Genomic DNA, 21,261 nt, shown 5'->3' on the forward strand with positions numbered 1-21,261 from the left:
GACGTCTACTGAAGCAGTCTTGTGGTTAATACCGAGTGCAAGGAAGGCCATTCAAAGTCGCTGATGGTGACGTGAAGCCGGCAATTGTCCTACTTCGACAGATCGAGAACAACTACTCGATATCTATCGCCCCCACAGGAAGTACCGCGAGTTGCGAGCGCTTCTCGTTTACCCGGCGCGCGGGTAAATTGCCGGGCCGGTTATGTTTGGCCCAAGGCTTGTGTCATGATGATCCGACCGCAGGTTAGTCGTCCTTCTTCCTATATGAATAGATCTTCCGCGTTGCTCCTCGCTTTTGTCTTCCTCAGCGGCTGCCAGGCCTTGGCCCCCGTGTCGCCGGACAGTTCGTCCGCGGTGGAAGACAGCACTCCGGTGCCCGAAAAGCCCAAGGTTTACAGCTCATTCAGTGAAGACACGGTCTTCAGCCTGCTGAGTGCCGAACTCGCTGGTCAGCGCAATCGCTTCGACATTGCGCTGGATAACTACGTGACCCAGGCCATCAACACTCAGGATCCGGGCATTTCCGAGCGGGCATTTCGCATCGCCGAATACCTGGGTGCCGATCAAGCCGCCCTGGACACCGCGCTGATCTGGGCGAAAAACGCCCCGGACGACCTCGAGGCACAACGGGCGGCGGCCATTCAACTGGCACGCGCCGGGCGCTATGACGACTCCATGGTCTATATGGAGAAAGTCCTGCAAGGCAAGGGCGACACGCATTTCGATTTCCTTGCGCTGTCTGCGGCCGATACCGACCAGGACACCCGCAACGGCTTGATGCAGAGTTTCAACCGCTTGCTGCAACGCCACCCGAACAATGGCCAACTGATTTTCGGCAAGGCTCTGTTGCTGCAACAGGACGGCGACTCCAAAGGCGCACTGACCCTGCTGGAAGACAACCCGCCGGACGAAGGCGAAATCGCCCCGATTCTGCTGCGCGCGCGGCTGCTGCAAAGCCTCGACCGCGGCGACGAAGCATTGCCGCTGCTGCAAAAAAGCATCAAGAAGTACCCGGAGGACAAGCGCCTGCGCCTGACGTACGCACGCATGCTGGTCGAGCAGAACCGCATGGATGACGCCAAGGCCGAGTTCTCCAGCCTGGTCCAGCAATACCCGGATGACGACGAACTGCGTTATTCGCTGGCACTGGTCTGTCTCGAAGCCAAGGCCTGGGACGAGGCCAAGGGCTACCTGGAAGACCTGATCGCACGGGACAGCCACGTTGACTCGGCGCATTTGAACCTGGGCCGCATCGCCGAAGAACGCAATGACCCGCAAGGCGCGCTGATCGAGTACGGCCAGGTCGGCCCTGGCAACGACTACCTGCCGGCACAGTTGCGCCAGACCGACATCCTGATCAACAACGGCCGGACCGCCGAAGCCCAGCGCAAGCTCGCGGCCGAACGCGACGAACAGCCGGACTATGCGATTCAGCTTTACCTGATCGAAGCCGAAACCCTGTCCGCCAACAACCAGCCCGACAAGGCCTGGGCGGTACTGGAACAAGCACTGCAAAAATACCCGGACGACCTGAACCTGCTTTACACCCGGGCCATGCAGGCGGAAAAACGCAATGACCTGGCGCAGATGGAAAAAGACCTGCGCCAGATCATCAAGCGTGACCCGGACAATGCCATGGCGCTGAACGCGCTCGGTTATACCCTGTCCGATCGCACCACTCGCTATGTCGAAGCCAAGGCCTTAATCGAACAGGCACACCAGATCAACCCGGAAGACCCGGCCGTTCTCGACAGCCTCGGCTGGGTGAACTTCCGCATGGGCAACCTCGACGAAGCCGAGCGTTTGCTGCGTCAAGCCCTGGAGCGCTTCCCGGACCAGGAAGTCGCCGCGCATCTGGGCGAAGTCCTGTGGGCCAATGGCAAACAACGCGAAGCCAGGCAGATCTGGAGCAAATTCCTCAAGGAACAACCCGACAGCCCTATTCTGCGCAGTACCATCAAGCGCCTGACCGGATCAGAGACCCTTTAAGATTATGTTTTTGCGCCACATCATTGTTTTCAGCTTCATCGCCCTGCTCGCCGGCTGTGCGGGTTTCGGCGCTCGCGAATCGGTCGAAGGCCACGGCAACCCTGCCCAATGGCGCGAGCACAAACAGCAGTTGGCCAACCTCGATGGCTGGCAGATCGACGGCAAGATCGGCATCCGCGCACCGAAGGACTCAGGCAGCGGCACGCTGTTCTGGTTGCAGCGCCAGGATTACTACGACATCCGCCTCTCCGGCCCATTGGGTCGCGGAGCCGCTCGCCTGACCGGACGCCCGGGCAAGGTTTCGCTGGAAGTCGCCAACCAGGGGCGCTACGAAGCACCCTCTCCAGATGTGTTGCTGGAAGAACAATTGGGCTGGAAATTGCCGGTATCCAATCTGGCGTGGTGGGTCCGCGGGCTTCCGGCTCCGGACAGTAAAAGCCGCCTGACGCTGGATGGCGACAGCCGCCTGGCCAATCTCGAACAGGATGGCTGGCAGGTGGAGTACACCGCCTATACCGAGCAAAACGGCTACTGGTTGCCCGAGCGGATCAAACTCCACGGCACCGACCTTGATGTCACGTTGGTGATCAAGGCCTGGCAACCTCGCAAACTGGGGCAGTGACATGCCGGCCAATCGCCTGACCTTGCCCTCGCCAGCCAAACTCAATTTGATGCTGCACATCCTGGGTCGCCGCGAAGACGGTTACCACGAGTTGCAGACAATGTTTCAGTTTCTCGACTACGGCGATGAAATCACCTTCGCTGTTCGCGATGACGGTGTCATTTGCCTGCACACCGAGTTCGAGGGCGTGCCCCACGACAGTAACCTGATCGTCAAGGCCGCCAAAAAACTGCAAGAGCAATCTGGCAGCAAACTGGGCATCGATATCTGGATCGACAAGATCCTGCCCATGGGTGGCGGGATCGGCGGCGGCAGTTCGAACGCCGCGACCACTCTGCTCGGCCTGAATCATCTCTGGCATCTGGGCTGGGATGAGGATCGATTGGCTGCACTGGGCCTGACGCTGGGTGCCGACGTCCCGGTTTTCGTGCGCGGCCACGCAGCTTTCGCCGAGGGTGTCGGAGAGAAACTGACCCCTGTCGACCCGGAAGAACCGTGGTATGTGGTGCTCGTTCCGCAAGTCTCTGTAAGTACGGCAGAAATTTTTTCCGATCCGTTGTTGACACGTAACACGCCGCCCATTAAAGTGCGCCCCGTTCCCAAGGGAAACAGTCGTAATGACTGCTTGCCGGTGGTAACAAGGCGTTATCCAGAGGTACGTAACGCTTTGAATTTGTTAGGTAAATTTACCGAAGCAAAACTCACCGGAACTGGAAGTTGTGTGTTTGGGGGCTTCCCAAGCAAAGCTGAAGCTGATAAAGTCTCGGCCCTTCTGACAGAGACCCTTACAGGGTTTGTAGCGAAAGGAAGCAACGTTTCGATGTTGCATCGCAAGCTGCAAAGTCTGCTCTAAAGGAATCAAGTGCCCGGCACTTGAAAGCAACAGATACAGGGGCGTCGCCAAGCGGTAAGGCAGCAGGTTTTGATCCTGCCATGCGTTGGTTCGAATCCAGCCGCCCCTGCCATTTTCTATACTCATCCAGGTTACCCTCAGCCTCTAGGTACTGCGCGTGTCCAAGATGATGGTCTTTACGGGGAATGCTAACCCCGATCTGGCTCGGCGTGTCGTACGTCAGCTGCATATCCCTCTCGGTGACATCTCTGTCGGCAAATTCTCCGACGGCGAAATCACAGCCGAGATCAATGAAAACGTTCGCGGTAAAGACGTCTTCATTATTCAGCCGACTTGCGCTCCGACCAACGATAACCTGATGGAACTGGTAGTGATGGCTGACGCCTTCCGCCGCTCCTCGGCTACTCGTATCACTGCTGTTATTCCTTACTTTGGTTATGCCCGTCAGGATCGCCGTCCGCGTTCCGCACGTGTGGCTATCAGCGCGAAAGTCGTGGCTGACATGCTTACCGTAGTCGGCATCGACCGTGTTCTCACGGTTGATCTGCATGCTGACCAAATCCAGGGTTTCTTCGATATTCCGGTAGATAACATCTACGGCTCCCCGGTTCTGGTGGATGACATTGAAGATCAGCGCTTCGAAAACCTGATGATCGTCTCCCCGGACATTGGTGGCGTCGTGCGTGCACGTGCCGTCGCCAAATCCCTGGGCGTGGATCTCGGGATCATCGACAAACGCCGTGAGAAAGCCAATCACTCTGAAGTGATGCATATCATCGGTGATGTCGAAGGGCGTACCTGTATTCTGGTCGATGACATGGTCGATACCGCCGGCACCCTGTGCCATGCGGCCAAGGCCCTGAAAGAGCATGGCGCAGCCAAGGTCTTTGCCTATTGCACACACCCTGTGCTGTCGGGTCGGGCGATCGAAAACATTGAAAATTCCGTGCTGGACGAGCTGGTGGTGACCAACACCATCCCGCTGTCCGCTGCAGCACAAGCCTGTGCGCGTATCCGTCAACTGGATATCGCACCGGTAGTTGCCGAGGCGGTCCGCCGCATCAGCAATGAAGAATCGATCAGCGCGATGTTCCGCTAAGGGCCCTGCCCTTTTCGAATGTCTCGTTGACGAAAAGCGCCCCGCCCCGGCATTCCTGTCGGGGCGGGGCTTTTTTGCCCATATCGCCTTTAGCGCTGGTCGCAAACGCTGGGGCGAGTGTGGTTATTTTGGAGATACAACATGAACGATTTTACTCTGAATGCTGAAGTGCGTTCCGACCTGGGGAAAGGTGCGAGCCGCCGCCTGCGTCGTCTCGCAAGCCTGGTTCCAGCTGTAGTTTACGGTGGCGACAAAGCCCCTGAATCCATCAGCATGCTGGCCAAAGAAGTTGCCAAACTGCTCGAAAACGAAGCGGCTTACAGCCACATCATCGAGCTGAACGTTGGTGGCACCAAGCAGAACGTCGTGATCAAAGCCCTGCAGCGTCACCCGGCCAAAGGCCACGTGATGCACGCTGACTTCGTACGCGTAGTCGCTGGCCAGAAACTGACCGCTATCGTTCCAGTGCACTTCATCAACGAAGAAGCACCGACCAAGAAAGGCGGCGAAATCTCGCACGTTACTTCGGAAATCGAAGTTTCCTGCCTGCCGAAAGACCTGCCTGAATTCATCGAAGTCGATCTGGCTAACGCCGAAATCGGTTCGATCATTCACCTGTCGGACCTCAAAGCCCCTAAAGGCGTTGAGTTCGTGGCTCTGGCACACGGCGATGACAAGGCTGTTGCCAACGTCCACGCTCCACGTGTTGCTCCAGAAGCTACCGAAGAAGGCGCAGCAGAGTAATTTCACTCTGTTCGCCGGAGTGACCGGAAACATCGCGGACTAGAGCATAGCGAGAAAGCGGGCGAGAACGCGGAGTTTACATCATGGTAAATGAGCAATTTTCGTCCACTTTCGCCGCTCTCCCTGATTGCGGCGATGTTATCCACCACTCCTAGGAAGGGCCCCTATCGTGACTGCCATCAAACTGATCGTTGGCCTGGGAAATCCAGGCGCTGAATACGAACAGACCCGGCATAACGCAGGGGCCCTTTTTGTTGAGCGCATCGCGAACGCACAAGGCGTAAACCTTGTGGCGGACCGCAAATATTTCGGCCTGACCGGTCGCTTTTCGCATCAGGGTCAGGATGTTCGTCTGCTGATTCCCACCACGTACATGAACCGCAGCGGCCAGGCCGTCGCGGCCCTTGCCGGTTTCTTCCGCATCAAGCCTGAAGAAATCCTCGTGGCGCATGACGAACTCGACCTGCCTCCGGGCGTCGCCAAGCTCAAACAGGGCGGCGGCCATGGCGGTCACAACGGGTTGCGCGACATCATCGCGCAACTGGGTAATCAGAATACCTTTCACCGCCTGCGGCTCGGCATCGGCCACCCGGGCGTTGCCAGTATGGTTTCAAATTTCGTCCTGGGTCGTGCGCCACGCGCCGAACAGGAAAAACTCGATGCCAGCATCGACTTTGCCCTCGGCGTGCTGCCGGATATCCTCGCCGGTGAATGGAACCGCGCGATGAAAAACCTGCACAGCCAGAAGGCCTGACTTTTTACCCGAGGGGAAACACCATGGGATTCAATTGCGGCATCGTCGGCCTGCCTAACGTCGGCAAGTCCACCCTGTTCAACGCCCTGACCAAATCCGGTATTGCGGCCGAGAACTTCCCCTTCTGCACCATCGAACCCAACAGCGGTATCGTGCCGATGCCGGACCCGCGCCTGGAAGCATTGGCGGCCATCGTCAACCCAAAGCGCATCCTGCCGACCACCATGGAATTCGTCGACATCGCGGGCCTGGTTGCCGGCGCGTCGAAGGGCGAAGGCCTGGGCAACAAGTTCCTGGCCAACATCCGTGAAACCGATGCCATCGCTCACGTGGTCCGCTGCTTCGAAGACGAGAACGTGATTCACGTCTCCAACAGCGTCGACCCGAAACGCGACATCGAAATCATCGACCTGGAACTGATCTTCGCCGACCTCGACAGCTGCGAGAAGCAACTGCAGAAAGTCGCGCGTAACGCCAAGGGCGGCGACAAGGATGCCGTGGTTCAGAAGGGCCTGCTGGAGCAATTGATCGCTCACTTCACCCTCGGCAAGCCGGCGCGCAGCCTGATGAAGACCATGAGCACCGATGAAAAAGCGGTGATCAAGGGCTTCCACCTGCTGACCACCAAGCCGGTCATGTATATCGCCAACGTCGCTGAAGACGGTTTCGAGAACAACCCGCACCTGGACGTGGTCAAGGCCATCGCCGAAGAAGAAGGCGCCATGGTCGTTCCGGTCTGCAACAAGATCGAAGCGGAAATCGCCGAACTCGACGACGGCGAAGAGAAAGACATGTTCCTCGAAGCCCTGGGCCTCGAAGAGCCTGGCCTGAACCGCGTGATCCGCGCCGGCTACGAAATGCTGCACCTGCAGACCTACTTCACCGCCGGTGTCGAAGAAGTCCGCGCCTGGACCGTGCGCGTCGGTGCCACCGCACCGCAAGCCGCTGGCGTGATCCACACCGACTTCGAAAAAGGCTTCATCCGCGCCGAAGTGATCGCCTACAACGACTTCATCCAGTACAAAGGCGAAGCCGGTACCAAGGAAGCCGGTAAATGGCGCCTGGAAGGCAAGGACTACATCGTCAAAGACGGCGACGTGATGCACTTCCGCTTCAACGTGTAAAACCTCGACCCAAGAAAAAGCCGCGTTTGAAACGCGGCTTTTTTGTGCCTGAAATTCGGGCAACACCCCATACCCCGTAGGAGCGAGGCTTGGGATCAGGCCTTTTTGGTGCGAGGCAAGAAAATCGCCAACACACCCAGCAACGGCAGGAACGAACACAGGAAGTACACGTACTCGATGCCGTGAATATCTGCCAAATGCCCCAGCAACGCCGCGCCGATCCCGCCGAAACCGAACATCAGACCGAAGAACACCCCGGCAATCATTCCGACATTGCCCGGCACCAGTTCCTGGGCATACACCACGATGGCCGAGAACGCCGAAGCCAGGATGAAGCCGATGACCACGCTGAGCACACTGGTCCAGAACAGGTCGACATGCGGCAGCAACAACGTGAACGGCGCCACGCCAAGGATCGAGAACCAGATCACGGCCTTACGCCCGATCTTGTCACCGATCGGCCCACCGAAAAACGTCCCCGCTGCAACCGCGCCGAGAAACAGGAACAGATGCAACTGCGAGCTGGCCACTGAAAGGTCGAATTTTTCGATCAGGTAGAAGGTGAAATAACTGGTGAGGCTGGACATATAAAAGTACTTGGAGAACACCAGCAAACCGAGAACCACCAGCGCACTGATCACCCTTCCCTTGGACAGCCCGTGGGTTGCAGCCTGGCCTTGCTTGAGCTTGAACAGGTTCAGGTGATTGGCGTACCAGCGGCTGATCCGGTACAGCACGAACAACGCAAATACCGCGAACAACCCGAACCAGGCCACGTTGCCCTGACCGTAGGGAATGATGATCGCCGCCGCCAGCAACGGACCGAACGCCGAACCCGCATTGCCGCCCACTTGAAAAGTCGACTGCGCCAGCCCGAAGCGTCCGCCCGAGGCCAGTCGTGCCACACGAGAAGCTTCCGGGTGGAAGGTCGAGGAGCCAATGCCGATCAGCGCCGCCGCCAGCAGGATCATCGGGAAGCTGCCGACCACCGACATCATCACAATCCCCACCAACGTGCACACGGTGCCCGCTGGCAACAGCCACGGCTTGGGATGGCGGTCGGTGTGATACCCGACCCACGGCTGCAACAGCGAAGCCGTCAGTTGGAACGTCAGGGTGATCAACCCGACCTGGGTAAATGTCAGGCCATAGTTAGCCTTGAGCATCGGGTAAATCGACGGCAGTACCGACTGAATCAGGTCATTGATCAAGTGCGCCAGCGCCACTGCGCCGATGATGCGCATGACCAGAGGACTGCTTTGCGAAGGAGCGGAGGCCGGCACGGAACCGGTCTGGGCATTGCTGATAGCCATGGGGGTTTCCAGACAACGAAGGGTGCACACGAACAGTTGCGTCAATGTGCCATTTTTCGGTGCAGGAGCGCCATCCCCTTAGCCTGCTAACTACTTCAATTTTTCATCGCTAAAGAGGTGATAGCGCTGTGCCATGGTCTGAATCTTGCCTTCCTGTTCCGCTTCAACGCGGCCCTCTTACAAAGAGGGCCGAGAATGGGAAGTTTCGCCACAGAGTCGGCCTACAGAGCTGGCAATGGTGAACTTTCGAGGCCTTTTAAGGGGCACCGGTCGTGGTCTTACGAGTCACGACGCACGCCAATGGTGCGCGGTGTTCAAAGGAGTCACGGGGCATGCAGGCTTTTTTATCACCGGGGATCGGGCTGCTGGGGCGTTTCGGGTTTGCGCGCAAGTTCCAGCTGTTGTTTCTGCTGTTCATCCTGCCATTGGCCGGCAGCCTGTGGATGATCGGCCAGGATTATCGCGACAAACTGAATTTGATCTCAGGAGAACGTGCCGGGGTTCGTCAACTTCTCGCCCTTGATGCGCTGGACAACCTGCTTTCCGCCCAACGTGATCGTGCAGCCCGATGGCGCGCAACGGAAACCAATCGCCAACCGACGCCTGCAACGCTGGCCGCCATGGCAGCCTTCGACGCGGTCCAGCCCGCCGTCACTCAGGCCGCTTCTGACCTTGGTGCAACGCTGCAAAAAGACCAGGCCAAGGATGAAACCTTGACGCGTTTTCAAACCCTGCAGTCGGCTCTCAACGGCCTCGACTCGAAAAGCCTCAGCAGCGTCGGTTGGTGGCCGGACGGTTACGATCGCTTCACCAACGCCTTGAGTGCGCTGCAAGCGTTGCGCGAGCAAATCGCCATGGACAATCGCCTGACACTCGCACCCTGGCTGGAAACGTACCTGCTGACACAGATTTCCACCCAGCACGCACCGGACCTGATCGAACGCGTCGGTCGCCTGGCCGCCGTGGGCCAGGCATCCGTGGTGTCCGGGCAGTTCACCTTGCAAAGTCGCCTGCAATTACGTGATCTGCGCAGCCGCATTGGAGATGCCAGGGAGCAATTGGCAAAAACGGCGGGACTGCTCGAGGCCCGCTTGCCCAGCGCCCTGCAAACCTGGGCCGATCAGTACCATGACAGCCTCAAGCACCTCGATTCAGGGTTGAAAGTCCTCGATGACGGCGTGTTCGGCGGCAGCATCAACCTCAAGCCCGAAGACTTTGAGCGCAGCCTGGACGCCCTGCTCGCCAACCTCGCGGCGTTGCGCCAGCAATCGCTGGAATCGCTGGACCAGCGTCTTGATTACTACCACGACTCGGCGATCCGTCAGTTCATCGTGGTGGCGAGCGTGTTTGGCTGCCTGCTGCTGGCGGCCTTGTACCTGTTCATTTGTTTGCAGGCGTCGATCCGCCGTAGCGCCAGCGGTATCACCCTGCTCGCCGAAGCCCTGCGCGACGGCAACCTGAGCCTGCAAGCGCCGGTTCAAGGTCGGGACGAATTGGCGGCCATCAGCACCGCGCTGAATGTTGCCGTGGTGCAGTTGCGTACCAGTTTGCTCGGTGTGGATCACGAAACCCTGCAATTGAGCAACGCCGTGCAAACCCTCAACCACCATTCCAGCGATGCGCTGGGCGAGGTCGAAGCCCAACAGTTGCAGATCAGTCAGATAGCCGCTGCGGCCACGCAATTGGCCGCGACCTCTCAAGGGGTGGCCCACAGTTGCGAGCAGGCTTCTGGCAGCGCTCAGCAGACTCAACGCATTGCTGCCGACAGCAGTCGGGACAGCCTGCGTACGACGGCAAGTATTCAGGCGCTCAATCAGCGTCTGAACGACACCGCTGCCGCGCTGGGTCGGGTCAGTGAACAAGGGCAGCAGATCCAGTTGGTGGTCGACACCATTCGCGGCGTCGCCGAGCAGACCAACCTGTTGGCGCTCAACGCCGCCATCGAGGCCGCCCGTGCCGGCGAGCAGGGCCGTGGTTTTGCAGTGGTGGCCGACGAAGTGCGCAGCCTGTCACAACGCACGCAGACCTCGACCGCGCAGATCGCCGGTACGGTCGACAGTTTGCGCAGCACGGTGAACGAAGCCGTCAGCCTGATGGAAGCGGCGTGTGGCCAGGCGCAATCCGATGCCCTGGCCGTCACGGGCCTGGGCGAGCGCCTGGGGGAAATTGCCAGTGCAGTACAGGGCGTCACCGACACCCTGGCGCAGATTGCGACAGCCGTAGAGGAACAGGCCAGCACCGCCGACGAGGTCAGCGGCAACATCCAACAGGTCGATCAGGCCGCGGTGCGTTTACTCGAAGGTGCCCGTGCGGTAAACCACGCAGCCGACACATTGAGCCATGGCAGCAAGGCATTGAGTGCCAATACCGGCAGGTTTCAGCTCAATTGATGCCCTCCCCCGAGTGTTTTTTTCGGCTCAGGAGGATAAGCGGTTGAAAGCGTAGAGAAATATTTTAGATTTGTGCTTGACGCATCCCCGTTACCGGTGAATAATGCGCGCCACTTGGCTACATAGCTCAGTTGGTTAGAGCATAGCATTCATAATGCTGGGGTCCGGGGTTCAAGTCCCTGTGTAGCCACCAAGTACTAAAAACGGCTTACCGCAAGGTAGGCCGTTTTTTTATGCCTCGAGAAAACTGCGCCGCGGTGACAGGAGATCCTCAACCGCTGCGCTCGTCGATCAGGTTCGAACCGTCGGCAATGCAGACAGCGCTCGCTCCCAGATCTGCCAGGTCCGTAACCAGACTATCGCCTGCCAATCGTTGTCGGCAGGATAAAACTGCTCCAGCAGATTCAGCTTGATCTCGCGCCCTGTCGCATCACCTGGATTGCCATGCAGATGCAGCCAATGATCATCACGCAGATGGCGATGCACGTCCGGGCCCGGATACGTCCCGCACTCAATGACAAACGGCATCAACCGCACCTGTGGCAGCGCATCGAGCAATGCCTGCGAGGTATAGCCGGTGGCCGTCGCGGCCACACCGGTTTCGCTCAAGGTGTCGGCGCCGGTTTGCAAACTGTAGAGCCACGGCCCATAGATCGCCTGCGCATCCGCCAGCGCCGGATAGGCAGACTCGGTTATGGTCAATAACATCGGATGCCCGTACTCACCGGCGCCGGTGTGCAGATCGAAACACATGGCAACCTCGGCATGGCTCATGTGCTTTTGCATGATCCGGTGCAACGTGCGATTCGACCAGCTCGGCACCAGCCCGCCATAAAACAGGCCATCGGGGTGAGCATGCTGTCCACCTTCGACGATCGACATCACCGCTGGCCAGCCGTGTCGCTCAACCTGTTCATCGAGCAACGCATCGGCCCGCTCCCGCTCGGGGCCTCGCAACTGCGTGCAGGCATAGATGTCATGCAGCGCGTTGTAAGCCTGGTTGTCCGGCAGTGGGCGCTGGAAGTTCAGGTGATTGCGGTTCAGGTCGATATTGTCTTCGTTGACCCGCCGCAGCCACGCCATGCCCCAAGGGTTGATTACATGGATCATCACCACAGCCACATCCGCCGGCAATGAGCGCTTGCCAAGTTCCTGCAGCCACTTGATCTGGCAACTCGAACCGTAAAAGCCTTCCACGCCATGGGTGCCGCTCAACGCGATCAACAATCGCTTGGCACCTGGATCCCCCAGCACCGCCACGTCAGTCGCCAGCGGTTCACCGAACGGCCCTCTGAGCGGATGAGCGTACTCGCTCAGCGTCGCACCCGCCGCGCTGGCCGCTGCCAGAAACTGTTCGCGCTGAGCTCGGTAACTTGGCTGCGTTGGAAACTCGGTCTGCATGTCTGCCTCTAGTTGGTTTTCTGACCTGCCTGTTGGCAATGACCCTACAGAAAATCCGCCCGATGATGAAGCACAATGCAATCTTTGCAGCGAGAGCCGGTTTGCGTCACCGCAAGACGGTAGATAAAGTCGCCGGAACGTTTATCTCACGGATGGAGTGCCCCACGTGTTCTCAGTTTTGCGCTTGAACCGCCATCGAGTGTCAGCCATTGCGCTGATCGCCGCCGCGATAACCCTCGGCGCCTGCAACAACGCATCGGTACCGACACTGCCGCTCGCCCCGGAAAGCGCTTCCGGTTATCGCACCGATCTACAGACCCGCCACGCCTCGAAACACATGGCAGCCGCCGCCAATCCGCTGGCCGCCGAAGCCGGGCGCGAGATGCTGCGTCGCGGTGGTTCGGCCATCGATGCCGCGATTGCGATGCAAGCGGTATTGACGCTGGTCGAACCGCAATCGTCAGGCATCGGCGGTGGCGCCTTGATTGTGTTGTGGGATGGTAAAACCGTGCGCACCTACGACGGCCGCGAAACCGCACCGGCTGGCGCCACCGAGAAGCTTTTCCTGCAGGCCGACGGCCAACCCATGCCCTTCACCCAGGCACAGATTGGCGGCCGCTCGGTTGGCACGCCGGGCGTGTTGCGTGCGCTTGAACTGGCCCATCGCAAACACGGTCGCCTGCCATGGGCGCAACTGTTCGAACCGGCGATCGAATTGGCCGAGCAAGGTTTTGCCATCTCGCCACGGCTGCACGGGCTGATCGCCTCGGACTCGTCCATGGCTCGCTCCCCCGAGATGATGGCTTACTTTCGCAATGCCGACGGCAGCCCGAAAGCCAGTGGCACTCTGCTTAAAAATCCGCCGTTGGCAGCGTTGTTCCAACGTATCGCCAAGGAAGGACCGGACGCGTTGTACAAAGGCGCTGTCGCGCAGGAAATCGTGGCCAAGGTCCAAGGTCATGCCAATCCCGGCAGCCTGTCACTGGTCGATCTGGCCAACTACAACGCCAAGGAGCGCGCGCCCCTGTGTAGCGATTACAAACGCTGGCAGGTGTGCGGCATGCCGCCGCCGTCATCGGGCGGAATTGCCGTGGCGCAGATCCTCGGCACGTTGCAAGCCCTGGAGGCTCGCGATCAGCGCTTCGCACTCGCTGCGATGAAACCGTTGAAAACCAGCGCCCCTGCCGGCATCGAACCGTCCCCTGAAGCCGTGCACCTGATCTCGGAAGCCGAGCGCCTGGCCTATGCCGACCGCGCGCAATACGTGGCCGATACGGACTTCGTGCCGGTGCCCGTCAAAGGCCTGATTGACCCGGCTTACCTGGCCAGCCGCGCCGCCATGATCGGCGATCGCAGCATGGGCACCGCCAAACCGGGCACACCGCCGGGCATTCAGGTCGCCTATGCGCCGGACCGTTCGCCTTTGCGCATTTCCACCTCGCAAATCGTCGCCGTCGATGATCAGGGCGGCGCGGTCTCGATGACCACCACCATCGAATCGGCATTCGGCTCGCATGTGATGGTTCAGGGCTTTCTGCTCAATAACGAAATGACCGACTTCTCATTCATCCCCGAGGAAAATGGGCAGAAGGTCGCCAACCGCGTCGAACCGGGCAAACGCCCCCGCTCCTCCATGGCCCCGACGTTGATCTTCGATCGTCAGAACGGCGAATTCCTCGCCAGCATCGGCTCCCCCGGTGGCTCGCAGATCATCGAATATGTCGCCAAATCCACTATCGGCCTGCTCGATTGGAACCTCGACCCGCAAACAGCCATCAACCTGCCCAACTTCGGCAGCCGCAACGGCCCGACCGAACTGGAACGCGGACAATTCAGCCCCATGCTGATCCAGACGCTGAAGGACAAAGGCCACAACGTGAACGAGATAGACATGACCAGCGGCACTCAGGCCGTGGTTCGGGTCAAGGATGCGCAAGGCAAAGCATCATTGGCCGGCGGCGCAGACCCTCGACGCGAGGGTGAAGCGTTGGGGGATTAAATGCGACGGTGAGAAAATGGAAAAGGGCTTACCGGGTGGTAGGCCTTTTTCTTGGGAAATTAAGCCACGACGACGATCCAGCGTTGCCTTTTCCTACCCGCAAAAAACACGGTATTGATTAAAGTCACTGCGACTTCACAGACCTTGCATCAGTCCCGCTACGGGACTAGGATCGTGCCATGAGAATCATCGCCATCAACCAGCTAAAAAACTTTTGGGAAAAGCACCCGAACGCTGAACAACCCTTGTTGGCCTGGATTGATGAAACAAGAAATGCGGCCTGGAGAACACCTGCGGACATCAAGTTGCATTTCGCTACCGCCAGTATTCTCAAGAGCCGGAGAGTCGTGTTCAACATCAAGGGCAACGAGTTTAGGTTGGTAGTGGCTGTGGCCTATCGTTTCGGGGCCGTATACATAAAATTTGTCGGTTCTCACAAGCAGTACGACGCGATCGACGCTGATACAGTCGAGATGGAGTAACTATGAACATTCACCCGATTCACTCCGACGGGGATTACCGCGAAGCGCTCAAGAAGGTGTCTGCACTGTTCGACAACGAACCAGAACCTGGCACACCTGAAGCTGATTACTTCGAAATCATGATCACGCTTATTGAAGCCTATGAAGCGAAGCAGTTTCCGGTAGACCTTCCCAACCCCATCGACGCAATCAAATTTCGAATGGAACAGTCTGGGTTGTCCGCCGCTGACCTTGCGCCAGCAATTGGTCGGACAAACCGCGTATATGAAGTGCTCAATGGCAAGCGCGCATTAACACTTCCCATGATCTGGAAGCTTCACAATCTATTCGGAATACCGGCACAGAGTCTGATCAAGCCTGTAAAGCAGGCTTGATCAGAAGCAGCCAATGACGACTCATTCCAGCGACATCCGGCTCCGGGCGCGTGATAACTGGAGCGCAAAGGCATCAGGGTACCCAGGGCCTCGTGAACATCGTTTCAACGACTGATTTTCAACGCCCGTCGCGCCTGATGCTTTTCCATCGCCAGTTCAATCAGCCGCGTAACCAGTTCTTTGTAGGTCATGCCCGCGGCTTGCCAGAGTTTCGGGTACATGCTGATACGGGTGAAACCGGGCAGCGAGTTGATTTCGTTGATCAGCACTTCGCCGCTGTCGGTCAGGAATACATCGACCCGCGCCAGCCCGGAACATCCGAGCACATGAAAAGCCTCGACCGCCATGGCCCGAATGCGCTCGCTGGCCTCGACGCTGATATCGGCCGGGACCACCACTTGCGCGGCCGTGTCGTCGATGTATTTGCTGTCGTAGGAATAAAACCCGTCGCGCACCACGATCTCGCCACAACCGCTGGCGATTGCCTGTTCGTTGCCAAGCACCGCGCATTCGATTTCGCGACCGCTGACAGCCGACTCGACCAGCACCTTGTCGTCGAAGCCCAGCGCCAGCTCGACTGCCGCCACATACTCGGCTTCGCTGGTCACTTTGCTCACGCCTACGGAAGACCCCTGGTTCGCCGGTTTGACGAACAGCGGCAGACCCAGCTTTGTCGATACTTGCGCGAAACCGCTGCGGGCGGCAGTCGTGCGGGTCAGGGTCACGAACGGTGTGACCGCCAGGCCCGCATCACGCAGCAGGCGCTTGCTGATGTCCTTGTCCATGCACACCGCCGAACCGAGTACATCGGAACCCACAAACGGCAAATCAGCCATGCGCAGCAGGCCTTGCAGGCAACCGTCTTCACCGAGCGTGCCGTGGACGATCGGAAAGATCACGTCGACATGCCCCAGTAGTTCCTGATTGGAGGTTTCCACCAACTGCTGGCTGGCTTTGCCGGGCACCACCGCCAGCTCCCGGTTGGACTGATTGAGGGCAATCAGCGCCGGATTTTCCTGGTTCAGCAGAAAATTCGAAGGGTCGTTGAGATGCCAATGCCCTTGTTTGTCGATGCCGATGAGCACCGGTTCGAAGCGCGAACGGTCCAAGGCATCGACGATATTCTTCGCCGATTGCAGCGACACTTCATGCTCGGCCGAACGACCACCAAAAATAATCCCTACACGCAGTTTGCTCATTGCCTGGTCTCGAAGTGAATGTGCTTACGACTCGCGTTGCCGCACCTTACGACTGCAAAAGCTTGCCGTCCACTGGCTCGCCAATCGTCAAAAAGTGCCCACCGGCGACATGGCGCAAGGTGCGCAACGCATCGTGGCCTTCAAAGTGCCAACGGCCGTCACTGAACACACGCTCGTCTGCCTGGGCGGCAATCACTTCAGCCCAAAGGGGCCGGACAGCGGTGGGAAGCGTTCATGGATGTCTGCTCCTGGGGAAAGAGCCGATTGTAGCGAGGTAAAATCCCGGAAATGAAAAGATCGCCGAAGCGATCTTTTCACGTACGTCACATCGCGCAGATCTTATGACGACAGCTGATTGGCAAACTGCCCCACTGCATTGACCACCTTCTGCGCGCCGTCCTGGATCTCGACAATCACCGTCCCCGCTTCCGCCGCCAGCGCCAGCCCCTGTTCGGCCTGCAGTTTGCTGTCGGTCATCAGCGCCACAGCGTTGCGCGCCATGTCCTGGTTTTGACGCACCACCAACACGATTTCATCGGTGGCCTGGCTGGTGCGCGAAGCCAATTGCCGGACTTCGTCCGCCACCACGGCAAACCCTCGTCCCTGCTCACCGGCCCGGGCGGCTTCGATAGCGGCGTTGAGCGCCAGCAAGTTGGTCTGTTCGGCAATACCGCTGATGGTTTTGACGATTGTGCCTATCACCAGCGACTGCTCGTTCAGGGCTTCGATGCCATCGCCGGCGGTTTGCATGTGTTTGGCGAGGTCGCGCATCACATCCACCGCTTGCGTCACCACGGCCGTGCCGCGTTGTGCACTCTGGTCGGTTTGCTGCGACGTGCTGTAAGCGATGTTCGCCGCTTCGGCGACCGCTTGCTCCTGATTGACCTGATCGGTAATGACCGTGGCGAACTTCACCACTTTGTAGAGCTTGTTGTTGGCATCGATCACCGGGTTGTAGGACGCTTCCAGCCAGACTGTACGACCATGGCTGTCGATACGCTTGAATCGACCTGTGACGTACTCACCTGCATTCAAGCGGCGCCAGAAGTTCTGGTATTCGGCGCTGTTGTACTCGTCCGGCAGGCAAAAAGTACGGTGATGTTTACCTTTGATCTGCGCCAGGCTGTAACCCATGCCCGAGAGAAACCGGTCATTGGCGGTCAATACGTTGCCATTGAGGTCGAACTCGATCACCGCCGTCGAGCGCACCAGCGCGCCGATCAGGTTTTCATGTTCGCGGGAGGCCTCGATGGTGCGGGTCAGGTCGCTGGAGAAAATCGAAAAGTGCCTGATCCGACCGTCAGCCGAGCGAACCGGCTGAAAGATCGAACGCAGCCACGCTTCCTGCCCGTTTCCACGCAACAAACGCACGGTGCCGGCGAAGTGTTCGCCGCGGGTCAGGGCGTTATTGAAACGCCGTTGGAATTCGTCGTTCTTCACATGCTCCGGGGCGATGTCGTCGATGTGCCGGCCGATCAGCTCGTTGCTTTTGTAGTGCATCTCGCTCAGGAAATTCTGATTGACCGACTGCACCCGGCCATCCGTATCAAGGGTCAGCACCAGCATCTCGCTTTCCAGACTTTCCTTCACTTGCTGAAGGCTGGAGAGTTCTTCACGAAGAGCCGACAGCTCCTGCTTCAAGCGTTTATTGAACATGGGGATGCACCGATGGACTGGATAGAAAGCGATATGCAGCCTAGCCATCGGCCTTGCAGGTCTTTTCTGAAGAGCGTTTGAGTTTTGTCCTACAAAAATAGTTGCCACACGTGGGCAAGCTTGTCAGTCAGGCAGTGCCGGGCGCCGGACAATGTCCAACGCTGGGCATACGCGCACCGAAGTACGCTGCGCTGCCCACCCCCACCGCGCCCATCACTGCACAGAAAATCACGCAGATCCATGGGCTCCACTGCATCAGACCGATCAACAACAATGGGGTAATACTTGCCCAGGCGGCGTAGGCAATGTTGTAGGTAAAGGAAATGCCCGAGACACGAACCCGCGCTGGAAACAGGCTGACCATGACCGAGGGCACCGCGCCGACCACCCCGCACCCGAGCCCCGCCACGGCGTAGGCCAGACCGATCCAATCACCACCGCTGATCAGGCAGCCATAGAGCACGCCGATGCCCAGCGGCAGCAGCAGGCTGTACAACATCACCGTACGCCAGGCGCCAATGCGGTCGACCAGCCAACCGGCAAGCACGCATCCGATGTTCAGAAAGACGATGCCCAATGCGCTCAAGGCGAACGTATGACTGGCGGTCATGCCGAAGGTTTTCTGCATCATGGTCGGGGTGATGACCACGAACACCACCACTGCCGAAGTCAGCACGCAGGTGAGGATCATCGCCGGCAGCATGGCCAGCCGATGTTCACGCAGGACCGCCCGCAACGGCAGCTCGACAGTCTCTTCGCGCCGAGTCTGCATAGCCATGAACACCGGGGTTTCGCTGAGCCAGCGACGTAACCAGACACCGATCACGCCGAATACGCCACCCAGCAGGAATGGGTAACGCCAGGCGAAGTCGAGGATCTCTGCCGGCGTAAATGCCTGCGCGAGGAACGTCGCCGTCAAAGCGCCAAGCAGATAGCCAAAGGTCAGCCCCGCCTGCAAAAAACCCAAGGCATAGCCGCGATGGCCGACCGGCGCGTGCTCGGCGACAAACACCCACGCGCTCGGCACCTCACCGCCCACCGCCGCGCCCTGGAGAACCCGCAGGGCCAACAGCAGCAGTGGTGCGAAGTAACCGATTTGCGCATAGGTCGGCATGATCCCGATCAGCAGGCACGGCAGCGCCATCATCAGGATGCTCAGGCTGAAGACCTTCTTGCGTCCCAACCGGTCGGCAAAATGCGCCATCAGGATGCCACCCAGCGGCCGCGCCAGATAACCGGTGACAAAGATGCCGAAACTTTGCAGCAGGCGCAGCCACTCAGGCATTTCCGGTGGAAAGAACAGCTGACTCAACGTCAGCGCGAAAAATACGAAAATGATGAAGTCGTAGATTTCCAGCGCCCCGCCGAGCGCTGCAAGCCCCAGGGTCTTGTAGTCCGAGCGGCTGAACGGCGCCGGACGTGAATCAGTGTTGGCAGTCATGAAAAGAACTCTGGCACAGGCATAAATCAAGGCGCCCATGGTCTACGCAAACGCGCCAGCGGACAACCCGTTAGACCAAAGTCCCATAGCCACAAAACAGCGCCGCAAAAAAACAGTGGTTGAATTAATGTTGAGGTCTGTCCAGACGGGCGTCTGACGCCCTGAAGACCACTACAAACATAAAAATTCGAGGTATTCCCGTGGCCGCTGATATCGAAGATACCCGCTCCGCCCGCTTCGCCCTGCGCTGTTCAAGTTTTGCCGAACGCTGGTTCCCCGACTCCTGGGTGTTTGCCGCCCTGGCGGTGATTATCGTGGCGGTGGCCACCATGGCCATGGGTGCCAAACCTACGGACGCCGCCATGGCCTTCGGTGACGGTTTCTGGAGTCTGATCCCGTTCACCATGCAGATGGCTTTCGTGGTGATCGGCGGTTATGTGGTCGCCAGCTCGCCACCGGCCGTGAAGTTGATCGACCGCCTGGCGAAGTTGCCGAAAAACGGCCGCTCCGCGGTGGCATGGGTGGCGCTGATCTCTATGGTCGCGTCGCTGTTGAACTGGGGGTTGTCGCTGGTTTTTGGCGGTTTGCTGGTACGCGCCCTCGCCCGTCGCACCGATCTGAAAATGGACTATCGCGCTGCAGGTGCCGCCGCGTATCTGGGGCTTGGCGCGGTGTGGGCCTTGGGCCTGTCGTCGTCCGCAGCACAATTGCAGGCCAACCCGGCGAGCCTGCCACCGTCGATTCTGTCGATCACCGGAGTGATTCCGTTCACCCAGACCATCTTCCTGTGGCAGTCAGGCGTGATGCTGCTGGCGCTGATCGTTATTTCGCTGATCATTGCCTACGCCACCGCGCCGGGTCCGAACACCGCTCGCGACGCCGAGGCCTGCGGCGTCGACCCGAGTTTCAATTTGCCACCGCTGCAACCACGCACGCGTCCTGGCGAATGGCTGGAGCACAGCCCATTGCTGACCATTTTGCTGGTGCTCCTGGCCGCTGGATGGCTGTTCCATGAGTTCTCGACCAAACCGGCGATCAGTGCGATTTCCGGGCTGAATACCTACAATTTCCTGTTCATCATGCTCGGTGCATTGCTGCACTGGCGCCCGCGCAGCTTCCTCGACGCCGTGTCCCGTGCGGTTCCGACCACCACTGGCGTGCTGATCCAGTTCCCGCTGTACGGTTCGATTGCCGCGCTGATGACCACGGTCAAGGGTGCCGATGCGCAGACACTGGCCCATCACATCTCGACCTTCTTCGTCAGCATCGCGTCCCATGACACTTATGCACTGCTGATGGGTGTGTATTCGGCGATTCTCGGCTTCTTCATTCCATCCGGCGGCGGCAAGTGGATCATTGAAGCGCCGTACGTGATGCAAGTGGCCAACGACCTCAACTACCACCTGGGCTGGGCGGTGCAGATCTACAACGCCGCCGAAGCCCTGCCGAACCTGATCAACCCGTTCTACATGCTGCCGTTGCTGGGTGTACTCGGGTTGAAGGCGCGGGATCTGATCGGTTTCTCCTTCGTGCAATTGCTGGTGCACACACCACTCGTTCTGTTACTGCTCTGGGCGCTGGGCACGACACTGGCGTATACGCCGCCGGTAATGCCGTAAAAAGCTTTTTTCTGCCTGGTCCCGCATGAGCACGCGGGGATCAGGCAGAAAGCCTGTCGATTAGTGAATCGAACGAACCCGACAGACTGAAAGCCGCCTTCCTACAAAAGCTGTGGCGATATCACACTCATTACAGGCGCAAGTCCTGACTCTTGCTGCCAGCAGTGTTGAATTAACCTGTCTCGGAGAATCAAACCCCAAA

General features: G+C 58.9%; 17 protein-coding genes, 2 tRNA genes and 1 pseudogene. 14 read left to right on the forward strand and 6 right to left on the reverse strand.

All coding sequences use genetic code 11. From position 1 onward, the window contains the following. The first annotated feature begins 264 nt into the window (after positions 1-264). The 8 genes from D8U18_RS26475 (at position 265) to ychF (ending at position 7,185) form a co-directional block, all read left to right on the forward strand. Entirely contained in the window at positions 265-1,989 is a 1,725-nt protein-coding gene (locus tag D8U18_RS26475; RefSeq protein WP_130903569.1) for a tetratricopeptide repeat protein, read from the forward strand. Between the two features lie 4 nt (positions 1,990-1,993). After that, the gene (lolB, locus tag D8U18_RS26480; RefSeq protein WP_056853275.1) at positions 1,994-2,611 is read left to right on the forward strand and encodes a lipoprotein insertase outer membrane protein LolB; all 618 of its coding nucleotides are present in this window, start codon (positions 1,994-1,996) and stop codon (positions 2,609-2,611) included. 1 nt (position 2,612) lies between these two features. Continuing rightward, positions 2,613-3,464: a 4-(cytidine 5'-diphospho)-2-C-methyl-D-erythritol kinase gene (gene ispE, locus D8U18_RS26485; protein WP_056853276.1), complete on the forward strand. Its 852-nt coding sequence runs from the start codon at positions 2,613-2,615 to the stop codon at positions 3,462-3,464. A 37-nt stretch (positions 3,465-3,501) separates the two neighbouring features. After that, positions 3,502-3,576, forward strand: a tRNA-Gln gene (locus tag D8U18_RS26490). 45 nt (positions 3,577-3,621) lie between these two features. Next, complete coding sequence (locus tag D8U18_RS26495) at positions 3,622-4,563, forward strand: ribose-phosphate pyrophosphokinase (protein WP_003171603.1); 942 nt, start codon at positions 3,622-3,624, stop codon at positions 4,561-4,563. Between the two features lie 141 nt (positions 4,564-4,704). After that, on the forward strand, positions 4,705-5,307 hold the full coding sequence (locus D8U18_RS26500; protein WP_130903566.1) for a 50S ribosomal protein L25/general stress protein Ctc: 603 nt from the start codon (positions 4,705-4,707) through the stop codon (positions 5,305-5,307). A gap of 169 nt (positions 5,308-5,476) precedes the next feature. Further along, complete coding sequence (gene pth / locus D8U18_RS26505) at positions 5,477-6,061, forward strand: aminoacyl-tRNA hydrolase (RefSeq protein WP_056853278.1); 585 nt, start codon at positions 5,477-5,479, stop codon at positions 6,059-6,061. Positions 6,062-6,084: 23 nt separating this feature from the next. Next, complete coding sequence (gene ychF, locus D8U18_RS26510; protein WP_015096822.1) at positions 6,085-7,185, forward strand: redox-regulated ATPase YchF; 1,101 nt, start codon at positions 6,085-6,087, stop codon at positions 7,183-7,185. Between the two features lie 95 nt (positions 7,186-7,280). Here the strand turns inward: ychF and D8U18_RS26515 are convergent, their stop codons facing one another. Beyond that, complete coding sequence (locus D8U18_RS26515) at positions 7,281-8,498, reverse strand: MFS transporter (protein WP_056853279.1); 1,218 nt, start codon at positions 8,496-8,498, stop codon at positions 7,281-7,283. Positions 8,499-8,830: 332 nt separating this feature from the next. On the opposite strand from D8U18_RS26515, the gene D8U18_RS26520 reads away from it, so the two are divergent. Both D8U18_RS26520 and D8U18_RS26525 read left to right on the forward strand, forming a co-directional pair. After that, a complete protein-coding gene (locus D8U18_RS26520; RefSeq protein ID WP_130904054.1) occupies positions 8,831-10,888 on the forward strand; it encodes a methyl-accepting chemotaxis protein in 2,058 nt (685 codons plus the stop codon). 116 nt (positions 10,889-11,004) lie between these two features. Continuing rightward, positions 11,005-11,081: transfer RNA gene (locus tag D8U18_RS26525), tRNA-Met, on the forward strand. Between the two features lie 98 nt (positions 11,082-11,179). Here D8U18_RS26525 and D8U18_RS26530 read toward each other — a convergent pair. Continuing rightward, positions 11,180-12,289 (reverse strand): DUF2817 domain-containing protein, encoded by a 1,110-nt coding sequence (locus tag D8U18_RS26530; RefSeq protein ID WP_131109006.1) that lies wholly within the window; start codon positions 12,287-12,289, stop codon positions 11,180-11,182. Positions 12,290-12,455: 166 nt separating this feature from the next. Here D8U18_RS26530 and ggt point away from each other — a divergent pair, with 166 nt between their 5' ends. The 3 genes from ggt (at position 12,456) to D8U18_RS26545 (ending at position 15,144) form a co-directional block, all read left to right on the forward strand. Beyond that, positions 12,456-14,288: a gamma-glutamyltransferase gene (gene ggt, locus D8U18_RS26535; protein WP_131109008.1), complete on the forward strand. Its 1,833-nt coding sequence runs from the start codon at positions 12,456-12,458 to the stop codon at positions 14,286-14,288. Between the two features lie 179 nt (positions 14,289-14,467). Then, entirely contained in the window at positions 14,468-14,770 is a 303-nt protein-coding gene (locus tag D8U18_RS26540; RefSeq protein WP_131109010.1) for a type II toxin-antitoxin system HigB family toxin, read from the forward strand. Between the two features lie 2 nt (positions 14,771-14,772). After that, the gene (locus D8U18_RS26545; protein ID WP_131109012.1) at positions 14,773-15,144 is read left to right on the forward strand and encodes a helix-turn-helix domain-containing protein; all 372 of its coding nucleotides are present in this window, start codon (positions 14,773-14,775) and stop codon (positions 15,142-15,144) included. A 104-nt stretch (positions 15,145-15,248) separates the two neighbouring features. On the opposite strand, the gene ddlA is transcribed toward D8U18_RS26545, so the two are convergent. From ddlA to D8U18_RS26565, 4 genes and pseudogenes are all read right to left on the reverse strand, one after another. Next, the gene (gene ddlA, locus D8U18_RS26550; RefSeq protein ID WP_131109014.1) at positions 15,249-16,343 is read right to left on the reverse strand and encodes a D-alanine--D-alanine ligase; all 1,095 of its coding nucleotides are present in this window, start codon (positions 16,341-16,343) and stop codon (positions 15,249-15,251) included. A gap of 46 nt (positions 16,344-16,389) precedes the next feature. Next, positions 16,390-16,545 (reverse strand): annotated as a pseudogene (locus D8U18_RS26555) (flavin reductase); the annotation flags it as partial. 137 nt (positions 16,546-16,682) lie between these two features. Then, positions 16,683-17,999, reverse strand: a complete 1,317-nt coding sequence (locus tag D8U18_RS26560; protein ID WP_056853284.1) for a PAS domain-containing methyl-accepting chemotaxis protein — start codon at positions 17,997-17,999, stop codon at positions 16,683-16,685. Positions 18,000-18,126: 127 nt separating this feature from the next. Further along, on the reverse strand, positions 18,127-19,440 hold the full coding sequence (locus tag D8U18_RS26565) for an MFS transporter (protein WP_131109016.1): 1,314 nt from the start codon (positions 19,438-19,440) through the stop codon (positions 18,127-18,129). Between the two features lie 200 nt (positions 19,441-19,640). On the opposite strand from D8U18_RS26565, the gene D8U18_RS26570 reads away from it, so the two are divergent. Then, positions 19,641-21,059, forward strand: a complete 1,419-nt coding sequence (locus D8U18_RS26570) for a TIGR00366 family protein (protein ID WP_056853286.1) — start codon at positions 19,641-19,643, stop codon at positions 21,057-21,059. Positions 21,060-21,261: the final 202 nt, after the last annotated feature.

The organism is Pseudomonas sp. Sample_10 (assembly GCF_004321495.1).
GTDB lineage: Bacteria > Pseudomonadota > Gammaproteobacteria > Pseudomonadales > Pseudomonadaceae > Aquipseudomonas.